Raw genomic sequence first — 12,631 nt, 5'->3', positions numbered from 1 at the left:
TCACGGGGCTATTCGACCCTCAGCGGTGCCTTATTCGCTTCGACTTCGGCGGCGATCTGCCGTATCCTCTCAAGCGCGGCCCGACCATCCACGCCGAGCTCTTCGGCTTTGGCGATCCATTCATCCTCGATGGGCTTCAGCCTCGCTTTCAGCTCGGCCAGCATTTCGTCGCTTGCGGTGGTGAGGACCGTGCCGCCGTCCTCCATTTGACGGATGCCCTCGGCCGCGCTGATATCCGCGAGGCGGCTCACCTGGGCGGCCAGCTTCTCACCGGCAAGCGCCATGATCGCCTCCTGATCCTCAGGCGAGATCTGGTTCCACTTCGCTTCATTGACGACGACATAGAGGGGCGCTCCGAGTATTCCGCCGGGGATTGCCAGGCGGTACTTGACGAATTCCGTTACGCCGAACGCGCGCATCTGGTCGTCATTGTTGAGTGCGCCGTCGAGAATCTTCTTCGAGAGCGCGTCATACATCCCGGTGATATCGATGGGGACCGGCACCGTTCCGATCGCTTCGGCGACCTTGGGCGCAATCGCGCCGGTCGCGCGAAGCTTCATGCCTTCGAGGTCGTCGACCGTCGCGATCTCCCTATCGATCGAATAGACATGATAAGGGGCCACGGCGAGAAGAGAGAGCAGATGCACGCCCTCATACGGTTCCGCATCGGCGAAATATTCGTGGTGAGTGCGCCAGAACGCCACCGAGATCGCCTCGGCTGAGTCGCCGATGAAGGGCAGGGCCACGATGTCGGCCAGAGGAAACAGACCCGGTGAAAGGGACTGTCCGCCATAGGCGATATCCACCACGCCATTGCGGACAGCCTCCATCTGACGCGGCGGCGGAGCCAGTGGTGCGGTCGTCGGCTCGACGCGAACGCGGCCTTCGGTGACCTGCTCGATCGCTTCGAAGAACGGGAACATGCCCTCCACATCCTGCGGATGCGTCTGGGGAAGCCATTTGTTGTATCTCAGCACGATCTCCTGCGCGCCTGCTGTCCCTATCTGTGCACCAAGCGCAGCAGCCACAATCAATGCTCTCACGGCAGGCCTGAGTAGGGACCGCCGAACAGGTCCGGTAAGATATTCTTTCACGGTTGTTCCTCCCGGGGCAGCCCGGGATCGACCCTGCCTCCAATCGGGTCTCGAGCAGGCTGCCCATCCATTGGACAACTGACCTATATTTCAAGCTAACGATCGTTTCAACAAAAATTTTGGACGGATGCCCTAAAATCGTGTAAGGAGCCCGTGTCGTTTAGGTTCAAAGCCGCTCATCGGGCCGGATGAGCAGTGTGCGCTGTCTGGAGGATATCCAGGCGCAACGGAGGTAACAGACAATGGCGCCCGCCGAAACACGCCGACGAATCCTGGATGCCGCCGAAAGCCTCTTCACTGAGCGGGGCATCAACGGCGTTTCGCTGCGGGAGATTGCGGCCAAGGCCGACATCCGGATCTCCCACCTGCAATATTACTTCAAAACGAGGGAAGAACTCTACCACGCAGTCTTTGAGCGGCGTATCCGCGCCATAAACGAAGACCGGCTTTCGCGCCTCGACAAGATCGAGCGGGATTCCGGCTTCGACAATGCGCATCTGGAGGATATCGTGCGCGCGCTCGTCGAGCCCATGGTGATGAGGGCAGGGGACCACGAGACGGGCGGCGCGAACTATGCGACCCTCCTAAACCAGGTCTCGAACGAGCCGGCCGAATATGCCCGACGGATTTCACGGGAATTTTTCGATCCCATCGCGCGCATCACGATCGCCGCGCTGGCAAAGGCGCTGCCGGATCTCGACATGAAAAGCCTGCCGTGGATCTATATTTTTACCGTCGGGGCCATGACGGCATCGATTTCGCGCACGGACCGCGTGAAGCGGCTCTCCGACGATGCGTGCGATCCCCAAGACTTCGCGCGGGCCGTTTCGCTGCTGGTTCCCTTTATCGCGGGCGGCCTTCGCGCCGTGCACGCGGCCGAAAGGGCGCGCCGCGAAAGCACGGCCGGCAGGCGGCGGGGCGGCTCGCTCCGCTCGGCAGACGGTGCCGGAAAGCCGTCTTCCCCACGCGAGCGGAAGAGCGCACAGCGCACGTCCGCCGTCACCGGGGGGAAGGCTTTGCGAAAGACCCGCCGCAACTGAGCCCGCGGGAACAGCGGACTCAAGCCGCAGACAGGATCATTTCGGATGCCTTTTCGGCAATCATGATGGTTGGCGAGTTGGTGTTGCCCGATATGATGAGCGGCATGACGGAAGCGTCGGCCACGCGAAGGCCCTTGATCCCGATCACCCGGAGCTTACTGTCCACGACCGGGAGGCGGTCGGTTTCAAGCCCCATGCGGGCCGTGCCGACCGGATGGAAGATGGTCGTGGCGATTTCGCCGGCAATGCGGGCGAGCTCCTCCTCCGTCTGATACTGCGGCCCCGGCCGGTACTCCTCGGGCTCATAGCGCCTGAGCGCCTCCGCTCCCATAATCTGGCGCGCCTTACGGATCGATTCTGCCGCGACCAGTCTGTCCTCTTCCGTCGCAAGATAATTCGGATCGATGGCGGGGGCCGCCGTCGCGTCAGCCGAGCGGATGTGGACGGAACCGCGGCTGGTCGGGCGCAAGTTGCATACGCTGACGGTGATCGCCGGGAAATCGTGCAGAGCGTCGCCGAACTTGTCGAGCGAGAGGGGCTGAACATGAAACTGAATGTTTGGCCTGTCGTGCCGCGGACTTGACCGGGTGAACGCCCCGAGCTGCGACGGTGCCATGGTGAGCGCGCCGCGACGCAGGAAAGCGTATTGCAGCCCCATCAGTCCGCGCCGGATCAGCGACTTGTAGATCGTGTTCATGGTCGCAGCGTTGCGAACCTTGAAGATGGGACGGATCTGCAGGTGATCCTGAAGATTTTCGCCGACACCGGGCAGATCGGCCGTGACCTCGATGCCCAGCCGACGCAGGCGTTCGGCATTGCCGATGCCGGAGCGTTCGAGGATGACGGGGCTGGCGACGGCGCCGCAGGCGAGCACGATCTCGCGCCGCGCCGTGAGCGTTCTCTTACCGCCCGGGCCTCTCACCACAACACCGGTAGCCCGCTTTCCCTCCAGTACGACGCGGTCGACCAGCGTCTCGGTGAAGAGGTGCAGGTTCTTTCGCTTGAGAGCGGGCTTAAGGAAGCCGCGGGCGGCGCTCCACCGCCAGCCTGCCTTCTGGTTCACGTCAAAGTAGCCGCAACCCTCGTTGGAGCCCGTGTTGAAATCGTCGCTTGGCGGAATCTGGCATTCTTCCGCCCCTTTCTGGAAGGCGTCGAGAATCTCCCACCGCAGGCGGGGCTGTTCCACGCGCCACTCGCCGCCCACACCGTGAAAGGGTCCCTTGCCGCGCCAATTGTCCTCGTGGCGGAGGAAATAGGGAAGCACGTCGTCCCAGCCCCAGCCTTCGAGGCCCGCATCCCGCCATGAATCGTAATCTTCGCGCTGCCCGCGCATGTAGATCATCGCATTGATGGCGGTGGAACCGCCGAGCACCTTGCCGCGCGGATAGGCGAGATCCCGGCCGTTGAGACCGGCGATCTTCTCGGTCCTAAATAGCCAGTCGGCACGGGGATTGCCGATGGCGAACAGATAGCCGGCCGGGATGTGAAACCAGATCCAGCCGTCGCGGCCGCCAGCCTCGATCACGGCGACCTGATAGCGGCCGTTCTCACTCAGCCTGTTGGCGAGCAGACAGCCGGCCGATCCCGCGCCGCAGACGATGTAATCGAAAGTGAACGGGGCATCGCGTTCGCTACTCATAGGCTCATCTCTGCTTCACCGGAGGCCCATTGCGGGTTGCGATCCTTGTCGACAAGTACAGCGCGGATGCCCTCGGCGAAGTCAGGGCTGCGCGTGACTTGTTTGGCAAGGTCAAGTTCGATCGCGAGGCATTCGGACAAGGACAGGCCGGCAGTACGGTCCAGAAGATTCATCGTCACGGCGAGACTGGAGGGTGCCGCCCGCTCCAACCTCACCAGTGCTTCGGCTGCGAAGTCCCCTTTCTCTCGGCGGAGGGCTTCCTTCATGTCCGCAATGGAGGGGAGTGAAAAGCAGCGCTGGACGATATCGATGTGGCAGGCAAGGCTGCTGTCCCCGGGAGCTTCCGCCAGTTCGTCCAGAACAGCCTCGGCCGGTGCTCCTGCCGCGAGGCGGCTTACGATTTCGGGGTGACGGTCCACCGGGACGAACCGGGTCGCAAGACCCGTGAAGACCGCGTCCCCGGGCGAGAGCCGATAACCGGTCAAGCCCAGGAATCGCGCCATCGGCCTGCTCAGCCTGTTGAGGAAAAAGCTCGCCCCGACGTCCGGGAAATATCCGATGGCGGTTTCGGGCATGGCGAGAACGGCCTTTTCGCCCACGACGCGATGCCGGCCGTGGATCGTGATGCCCATTCCTCCGCCGAAGCATATGCCGTCTATCAGTGAGATGTACGGCTTGGCAAAGTCATGGATGAACCGGTTCAGGGCAAACTCACGCTCGAAGAATGTATCAGCCTCTTCATGCCGGCCTTCTTTACGCGCGTGATAGATGGCGCGCATGTCGCCGCCGGCGCAAAACGCACTCTCGACATCGCTCCTGACGATGACCGACGCGATTTCCTCATCCGCCTCGAAGTGCTCCAGGGCCCGGGTGAAATCATCGACCATCTGAAGCGTCAGCGCATTCAGCGCCTTGGGGCGGTTGAGCGCAACGATTCCCGCCCTGCCGTGTTTGGTCACGAGCAGTTCGCCGCCATGTGCGTCCACCGGGCTGCCTCCCCTTTCTTGTTCTCGCGCTTGCCGGCAAACAGGCGCGGCCTGCTGCGAGGGCCGGTTGCGGCGGCCCCTCCTCCGAAGTCCATTATGACTGCTTGCCGCCTCTGCTATCCTCCAGGCGCTTCCTTCGACAATAGCTTCCGCAACTCGGTTTTCAAAACCTTGCCATAGGCGTTCTTGGGTAGATCGTCGATGTAGACGTATTTCTTGGGCCGCTTGAACCGCGCGATATTGTCGATGCAATGCGCGTCGAGCGCTTTGTCATCCCTGGTGTATCCCTGTTCCAGAACGATGAACGCCACGACGATCTCGCCCCATTCGGGGTCCGGTTCGCCCACGACGCAGGCCTGCGCCACCGACGGATGGCTGAGCAGGACCTCTTCCACCTCGCGAGGGTAGATGTTGGTGCCGCCCGAGATGATGAGATCCTTGGAGCGGTCGCGGAGCGTGACGAAGCCGTCGTCGTCCATCGAGCCCATGTCGCCGGTCCAAAGCCAGCCGTCGCGGATCGTTTCGCGCGTCGCCTCGTCGTTACGCCAGTATCCCTTCATCACCGTTGAACCGGAGACGAGTATTTCGCCGATCTCACCTTGCGGCACCTCGTTGCCTTCCGCGTCGGCGATCTTGACCTCTACACAGGAATGCGCGGTTCCCACCGAACCGAGGCGTTCGCGCCAGCGCAGATGATCCCGGTCCACGACCCGCTTGCGGGGCAGGGCGGTGATAGTCATCGGGCTTTCCGCCTGCCCGTATATCTGCACGAAGCGGGGGCCGAAGACCTCGACAGCTTCAAGGATATCGCTCACATACATGGGCCCGCCGCCATAGACGACGGTCTTCAAGCCGTCGCCATCATAACCGGTCTCCTTGGCATGGGCGATCATGCGGCGGATCATAGTAGGTGCGGCGAACATGCAGACGTTGCGCAGTACCGGGGCGAGCTCCTGAATCTCCGCCGCGTTGAAGGCGCCGGAGGGGGGCACCACGTGCCGGGCCGCCCTGAGAGTGAAGACGAAATTGTAGCTGCCCGCTCCATGCGACATGGGAGCGGCGTAGAGCGCGCAATCCGTCTGCTCAGCCTGATCGACATCGGCGAGATAGGCGAAGGTCATCGCCTGGATGTTTCCGTGGGACTGCATAACGCCCTTGGGCCTGCCCGTCGTACCCGACGTGTAGAAGATCCAGGCCAGATCGTCCTGGCTGCGCCGGACCGGCCGGTCGACTGGCGCCGCATCGTAAAGCGCGGTCCAGTCGCGGGATTTCGCGTCGATGATGGGCAGATTCTTCGCCTCCGGCTGCGCCTGCAAGCCGGCCAGTTCCTTGCCGCTGCTGACGACAAGCTTGGCTTCAGAGTTCTTCACGATCCATGCCGCCTCGCGTGGATGCAGCTTGGCATTAATGGGCACGATGGCGCCGCCCAGGATCAGCGTTGCATAGAGTGCTTCGAGATACTGAGTGGCGTTACCCATGAAAATCGCGACGTGATCGCCCGGCTCGATGCCGTACCGCGATCTGAATGCCCCCGCGATCGCCTTCGCCCCGCGGTAGAACTCAGCATAATCCGCCACGAGGGACGTACCGGTCATCAGGGCGGGCGCGTCGGGATGAAGACGGGCCGCCCGCTCCAGCCAGAGTGCCACGTTCATCGGGAAGCCGCCCTGACCGGCTCGAGGATCGAGCAGTAGTTGGCCACGCCAGACCCTCCCATGTTGAACACGCAGCCGAGGCTTGCGCCCGGCTTCTGCATCGCGCCCGCCTGATTGGAGAGTTGCATGGCCGCAAGCACGTGCATCGAGACGCCGGTCGCCCCGACCGGATGCCCCTTGGCCTTCAGGCCTCCCGACAGATTGACGGGCAGCCTCCCGTCCCGCATGACGGTTCCATCGTCGATGGCTCTGCGACCCTGGCCCTTCGGTGCAAGCCCCATGGCTTCATAGATCATGAGTTCCGCGATGGTGAAGCAGTCATGCACTTCGGCGAAGTCGAGGTCATGAACGGTGATGCCGGCTTCGTCGAAGGCGCGCCGAAAGGCTTCCGAGGGGCCTTCGAAGGCCAGAAGGTCGCGCCGCGACATCGGCAGATAGTCGTTCACCTGAACGGCTGCCCGGAAGGCGATGGCCGTCTCGCGCTCGGCGACCACCTCCTTGCTCGTCATGACGAGGGCCGCCGCGCCGTCCGATATCAGCGAGCAGTCGGACATCCTGAGCGGCGCCGCGATCATCGGGTTCTTGTCGCTCACCGTGTTGCAGAACTCGAAATCGAGCGGCTTGTGCAGATGCGCCAGGGGGTTGTGCATCGCGTTGTGGTGGTTCTTGGACGCGATCCGGGCGAGCGTTCCGGAGTGATCGCCGTAGGCCTGAAAATAGGCCTGCGCGAAACGCGCGAAGACCTGCGGAAATGAGACGCCGCCTTCCTCTGGCTGGTACGAGGCGCCGGCAAGCGCTTCCGTGACGCCGGCGGTGTCGCGCAGCGTCATCTTCTCCGCGCCGATGACGAGAGCCGTCTTCACGGAGCCCGCGCGGATGGCGTCCCGCGCCGCATAAACCGCGGCCGAGCCCGAAGCACAGGCGTTTTCAAGCCGGGTCGCCGGCTTGAAGCGCAGTGACGGGTCGACCGCGAGCGCCATGGACGAGACGAAGCCGTCAGGTATCAGGCCGCTGTTGAAGTTCCCGACAAAGATGGCGTCGACGTCCGACGCTTGAATGCCCGCGTGGTCGATCGCCTCGCGGGCGGCATCGACGATGAGATCCTCGATGGACTTGGATTCGAGGCGGCCAAATTTGGTGTGGCCCCAGCCGATGATGAATGCGCCTGTCATGACACCTCCTCTCATGACATGGAAGATTTGCGCACGCGAACCGAAATGCATATTCGTGGGAGCACGCTATTTCCCGGCAGGAAGGGGTAGGCCATAATCCCGAACGTGAAGCGGGCGATGTTCAGATATGGCGTTTTTCCTCTTCGTGCATGGAGCGTGGCATTCGGGCTGGTGCTTTGCCAAGGTGGCCGATGCCCTGCGCCGGGAGGGGCATCACGTCCTTGCGCCGGACCTGCCGGGAATAGGCGGAGAGGAAGCGGAGCTTGCCGCCGTCACCCTTGAGGGCTGGGGCCGGTTCGTTGCCAGCCTTGTGCGGGTGCAGCCGGAGCCGGTTATCCTGTGCGGCCACAGCCGTGGCGGCGTGGTGATCAGCACGGCAGCGGAAATCGCGCCGGAAGCCATACGCGCGCTCGTCTACATCGCCGCTTTCATGCTTCCGGATGGCGACTCGGCGTCGTCGTTCAAGGCAAGACAGCCGGTGCAAAGTCCCTTCTCCCGCGCCAACGCCATTTCCGTCATCGGTGAGAAGGCCGGGACACGGGTGGACCCTCTCGCGGCCGCGGAGTTCTTCTACAACTGCTGCGCTCCCGAGGACCGGCTTTTGGCCGCCGGGCGCCTTATGGCCGATCCTTTTCAGCCTTCCCGCACGCGGCTTCGCCTTTCCGAAGGCAGGTTCGGAACCGTGCCCCGATTCTACGTGGAATGCACGGAGGATCGCGTGATCCCCCTTTCCGAACAGCGTCTGATGCAGGAATCTCTGCCGGTGGAGGCGGTTGAAACACTGTACTGCGATCATTCCCCTTTCCTCTCCAACGCGGAGGGACTTGCGGGTGCTCTCCTGCGGATCGAACGGCGTGCCGGCCGTTCAGGCGGTATTGTCCGGCCACCCGTAGAAAAATAGCGTGTTCGCACGACTACCTTCCCTTGGTCACCTGCCTCAAAATTGCCGAACGAGTTGCGGTGTTTGGGCCAGACGGAGTTCTTGGGAGAAGAGCTCCGTCCGGACAGGAAAAACCGCTTCCGGCCCCATCAGGCAGAGTATCTCTGGGAGGAAAAAATGAGACTCAACCTTTCCTGCGTTCTCGCGGCAGCCACGGCAATTGCCGTCGCGACTTTCACGAACCCGGCGGCGGCCGAAACCCTCCGGTCGATCAGGGCCTTTCCGCAGAATCTGAAGCAGGTCTCGGAACTTTATTACGGCTTTCAAAAGGCGGTCACCGAGGCGACCGGCGGCGAGATTACCTTTCAGGACAACGGCCCGGAAACCGTTCCGCCGTTCGAGCAGTTCGAGCCCCTCACCCAGGGGGTTTTCGACATAATGTACACGGCTCCCTCATATCATCAGGCGCAGACCGGCATTGGCGTGGGCATTTCCGCCATTCCCGAGACTTCCGATCCGGAGCTTCTGACTTCCTCCGGCATCAGGCAGTGGCTGAACGACTACTACCGCGAGAATTTCGGCGTCTTTCCCCTGGCCATTTTCGCGATCGGCGAGACCACCTTCGTTTTCCGTGAGCCGCTTACCGGCGATACTAGGCTTGAGGGGCGGAAAATCCGCTCGAACGCGAGCTATGAAGGGATCGTTCGTGCCCTCGGCGGTGCACCCGTGTCGATGGGGCACGCAGACGCCTACGCCGCCTTGCAGAGGGGCACGCTTGACGGCGTCGTCTGGCCGGAGATCGCTACGGCCGAGTTCAAGCTCTACGAGGTCACCAGTTTCCTGGCGAAGCCCACATTCGGCAAGAGCCACAACGCCGTCTTCATGAACGCCGCCAAATTCGACTCGCTGCCCAAGGATCAGCAGGACGCGATCATGAAGGCAGGGCTCGACCTTGAGCACAGGGCGGTGGAGTTCTTCGCCAAGCAGGCGGCGGATGAAACCAGGATCATGCTGGAGAACGGCGTCCAGTTCACCGAATTCAGCCCTGAAGTCGCTCCCGAGCTTGATAAGCTGTACGTCGCGGGCCAGCGCGAAATCGCAATGCGCTCGCGGCCCGACGACGTAAAGGCGCTGCTCGAACTTTCGGACAAAAACTAGCCGGTCGGAATGGCCGGCGGACGAACCGCCAGCGAAAGACGCGTGAATAACAGCGTCGAAACAAGCTCGGATCCTCCGCCGACCTGAAACAGACCGTGCGCACGCGGCGCGCGGGTGAGAGGTTCAATGCATTTCGTCAACTCGGCTTTACGGTTCATCTCCAAAGCATGCGCGATCCTGGCCGCCACTGCAGTCGGCATCGCGGCGGTAATCTATGTCGCTGAGGTGGTCGCCCGGTACGGCCTGAACAATCCGCTCAACTGGTCGGGCGATACCGGCAGCTACATGCTGTGCGTGATGGTCTTTCTGTCGCTGCCGCTGGTCACCCGGCAGCGGGGGCATATCGCCGTCACCATGGTTCTGGAAGCGCTTCCGCAACCGCTTTTCCGCAAGGTGACGCGCGTGCTGGAGCTCGTTTCGGCGACCGTGCTGATGATCGTCGCCGCTTTCGTCCTCGATCTGTGCATCCGGCAGTATCATCAGGGCGTGCTTACGACGATGGCGAACCAGATTCCGCGCTGGTGGCTCACCGCCGTCATGACCTTCGGCCTCGTGCTTTCCGCCCTCAATTTTATCGCCCCGGCCGATGAGGCGCCGGAAGACACCGTGGAATTTTGATCATGTGGTGGCTGACCCTTCTCGTCATGTTCTCGGCCATGCTGGCGATGTTCGCCTCCGGCCTTCCGCTCTTCGCCTGCTTCATGATCCGGAACGTGGTGGCGGTGATCTATTTCGTAGGGCCGAACGGGCTCGGCCTTTTCGTCAACTCGATGCTGGACACGACCACGGTCGAGGCCTTTGTCGCCGTGCCGATGTTCATTCTGCTTGGCGAATTGATGTTCCGGACAGGCGGCGTCTCTCTCCTGTTCAAGGCCTTCGACACGCTCATCGGCGTGATCCGCGGCCGGCTCTATTTCATCGCCGTGGTGGTGGCTGCCTTCATCGGCGCCATTTCCGGTTCGACCATGGCGTCCGTGTCGGTGCTCGGGCGCTTTGTTTATCCGACGATGGTGGAGCGTGGTTGCGACCGACGCCTGGCAGTGGGAACGATCCTCGCCGGCGCCACGCTCGACGCGATCATCCCGCCGAGCGTCGTCGCCATCATCCTGGCGACGCTTGCCAATCTTTCCATTCAGAAGTTTCTCCTCGCCGGCATCGGCCCGGGCCTGCTGCTCGCCGGTTGCTATATGGCCTATGCGCTGGTGCGGGTGCTCATCAATCCCAAGCTTGACTCCCACGGAGGCGCCGCCGTCGAAGACACGCCGATGGACGCCAGGGCCCGCTTCAAGACAATCCTGCCCATCATTCCGCTGAGCGGCATCATCTTCCTGACGCTCGGACTGGTGATGCTGGGCATCGCGCAGCCGACTGAAGCGGCCGCTGTCGGCGTGGTTGGGGCGATCCTGATGAGCTTCCTCTTCGGGACATTCTCTTTCAAGATGATCGGGCAGACGCTTTACGGCGCGGCGATCACCACCGGCACGGTGCTCTTCATCATTGCGAGTTCCCGGCTGTTCACCCAGCTTCTCGCCTATACAGGCGCGACGCAGGGCCTCATCGAATTTGCCAGTGGGCTGACGGTCGATCCCTGGCTTGTCTATCTCGTTATGATGGTCGCCGTGTTCATCCTCTGCATGTTCATCGATCAGCTTGCGGTGATGCTGATCCTGGTGCCGGTTTACTCACCCATCATCGAACAGCTCGGCTTCGACCCGCTCTGGTTCTGGATGATGCTGCTGATCAATCTCATGTTCGGCGGGATCACCCCGCCGCTGGGCTACACGATGTTCGTGTTCAAATCCGCCGCTCCGGATGTGCCTATGAGCGAGATCTACAAGGCGGTCATTCCGATGATCCTGGTCGCGATGGTCGGCGTCGTCATCCTAACTTTCGTGCCGGAGATCGTGACCTTCCTACCTAGTCTTGCGCGCTGAAGCATCGGGAAAAGCAAGTTGAGGAGAAGCACCATGTCGCCATCGTCAACGGGCAGCCTGGGCCATGGCAAATGGCCTTACACGCAGGGTCTCCATGATCTCGGCGGCGGGTGCTTCGCATACATGCAGCCGGACAGGCCGCCATATTCAGGTTGGAGCAACTCCGGCTTCATTCTCGATGACGGTGATACGCTTCTGATCGATACCTTGCGCGATGAGCGCCTTACGGCGGCGATGCTGCGCGAGATCGAGCAAAAGACGGGCGTGGCGGCCAGGGACATCCGCAGGGTGCTGAACACGCATCGCGATGCCGACCACACGTTTGGCAATCGGCTCGTAGAGCATGCCGAGATCATCGCAACCGAGACCACGGCGAACAACATGCGCGAGCGGGCGCCGGCCGTGGCGCGCATGCGGGACTATGTGAATAATAGGCCGGCGGGCATCGTGGGCGATTATATTCACTATACGTGGGGGCCGCCCTTTCACATTGAGGGCTTCGAGCCAGCCATGCCGACGAGCACCTTTTCCGGAAGAAAGGATCTGCGTGTCGGAAGCCTCGACGTCCAGTTCATCGAGTTCGGTCCCGCCCACACGCCGAGCGATACCATCGTCCATGTGCCGGCAAGGCGCATCGTCTACGCGGCGGACATCGTTTTTCTGGGTAACACGCCGGCCGTCTGGGCCGGGCCGATCAGCAACTGGCTTAAAGCGCTCGATTATCTGGAAACGCTCGACGTCGATATCATCGTTCCCGGCCACGGACCGATCACGGACAAGGCGGGGCTGGCGCCGACGCGCCGCTATCTCGAAATGGTGGAACATGAAGCGCGCTTGCGCTTCAAGAAGGGAATGTCCGTCGCGGAAGCGGCAAGAGATATCGATCTCGGAGAGTTCCGCACGTGGAAGGCGCCGGAGCGCATCCTCATCAATGTCGACACGTGCTACCGTCATTTCAGGGGCGACAAACAGGCCACCAGCCGGCCGGAGTTGGACAGGCTCATCGCGCCGCTGGCGGTGGAGATGGGGTCCTTTACGCCTCCCGGGCACGCCTGAAGCCGGCCTGGGTACAA

The 12,631-nt window shown here is 62.3% G+C and carries 11 protein-coding genes; 6 read left to right on the top strand and 5 right to left on the bottom strand.

Annotation, left to right across the window (positions count from 1 at the left end; translation table 11 throughout):
- Nucleotides 1-8: 8 nt before the first annotated feature.
- Nucleotides 9-977, bottom strand: a complete 969-nt coding sequence (locus NYR54_RS14550; protein ID WP_261516427.1) for a TRAP transporter substrate-binding protein — start codon at nt 975-977, stop codon at nt 9-11.
- Nucleotides 978-1,336: 359 nt separating this feature from the next.
- Here NYR54_RS14550 and NYR54_RS14545 point away from each other — a divergent pair, with 359 nt between their 5' ends.
- On the top strand, nt 1,337-2,134 hold the full coding sequence (locus tag NYR54_RS14545) for a TetR/AcrR family transcriptional regulator (RefSeq protein WP_261516426.1): 798 nt from the start codon (nt 1,337-1,339) through the stop codon (nt 2,132-2,134).
- A 19-nt stretch (nt 2,135-2,153) separates the two neighbouring features.
- Here the strand turns inward: NYR54_RS14545 and NYR54_RS14540 are convergent, their stop codons facing one another.
- The 4 genes from NYR54_RS14540 to NYR54_RS14525 all read right to left on the bottom strand — a co-directional run bounded on the left by NYR54_RS14540 (nt 2,154) and on the right by NYR54_RS14525 (nt 7,586).
- The gene (locus NYR54_RS14540) at nt 2,154-3,773 is read right to left on the bottom strand and encodes a GMC family oxidoreductase (RefSeq protein WP_261516425.1); all 1,620 of its coding nucleotides are present in this window, start codon (nt 3,771-3,773) and stop codon (nt 2,154-2,156) included.
- Nucleotides 3,770-4,759 (bottom strand): enoyl-CoA hydratase/isomerase family protein, encoded by a 990-nt coding sequence (locus NYR54_RS14535; RefSeq protein WP_261516424.1) that lies wholly within the window; start codon nt 4,757-4,759, stop codon nt 3,770-3,772. Before NYR54_RS14535 ends, NYR54_RS14540 begins: the two co-directional genes overlap by 4 nt.
- A 116-nt stretch (nt 4,760-4,875) precedes the next feature.
- Nucleotides 4,876-6,414, bottom strand: coding sequence for a class I adenylate-forming enzyme family protein (locus NYR54_RS14530; RefSeq protein ID WP_261516423.1), 1,539 nt, complete (start codon nt 6,412-6,414; stop codon nt 4,876-4,878).
- Nucleotides 6,411-7,586 carry an acetyl-CoA acetyltransferase gene (locus tag NYR54_RS14525; protein WP_261516422.1) on the bottom strand — a complete coding sequence of 392 codons (1,176 nt, stop codon included), beginning with the start codon at nt 7,584-7,586 and terminating at the stop codon, nt 6,411-6,413. The genes NYR54_RS14530 and NYR54_RS14525 overlap by 4 nt, the downstream gene beginning before the upstream one ends.
- Before the next feature lie 127 nt (nt 7,587-7,713).
- Between NYR54_RS14525 and NYR54_RS14520 the strand changes: the two genes are divergently transcribed.
- The 5 genes from NYR54_RS14520 to NYR54_RS14500 all read left to right on the top strand — a co-directional run bounded on the left by NYR54_RS14520 (nt 7,714) and on the right by NYR54_RS14500 (nt 12,614).
- Complete coding sequence (locus tag NYR54_RS14520; RefSeq protein WP_261516421.1) at nt 7,714-8,487, top strand: alpha/beta fold hydrolase; 774 nt, start codon at nt 7,714-7,716, stop codon at nt 8,485-8,487.
- A 156-nt stretch (nt 8,488-8,643) separates the two neighbouring features.
- The gene (gene dctP / locus NYR54_RS14515; protein WP_261516420.1) at nt 8,644-9,624 is read left to right on the top strand and encodes a TRAP transporter substrate-binding protein DctP; all 981 of its coding nucleotides are present in this window, start codon (nt 8,644-8,646) and stop codon (nt 9,622-9,624) included.
- A gap of 126 nt (nt 9,625-9,750) precedes the next feature.
- Nucleotides 9,751-10,242, top strand: coding sequence for a TRAP transporter small permease (locus tag NYR54_RS14510; protein ID WP_261516419.1), 492 nt, complete (start codon nt 9,751-9,753; stop codon nt 10,240-10,242).
- 2 nt (nt 10,243-10,244) lie between these two features.
- A complete protein-coding gene (locus NYR54_RS14505; protein ID WP_261516418.1) occupies nt 10,245-11,558 on the top strand; it encodes a TRAP transporter large permease in 1,314 nt (437 codons plus the stop codon).
- 33 nt (nt 11,559-11,591) lie between these two features.
- Nucleotides 11,592-12,614: an MBL fold metallo-hydrolase gene (locus NYR54_RS14500; protein WP_261516417.1), complete on the top strand. Its 1,023-nt coding sequence runs from the start codon at nt 11,592-11,594 to the stop codon at nt 12,612-12,614.
- The last annotated feature ends 17 nt before the right edge of the window (nt 12,615-12,631 follow it).

Origin of the sequence: Chelativorans petroleitrophicus (assembly GCF_025398195.1) — a bacterium.
In the GTDB taxonomy this organism is placed as follows: domain Bacteria; phylum Pseudomonadota; class Alphaproteobacteria; order Rhizobiales; family Rhizobiaceae; genus Chelativorans; species Chelativorans petroleitrophicus.
Note: the sequence above shows the minus strand (reverse complement) of the source record. Positions and strands in the feature narration are given on the sequence as shown.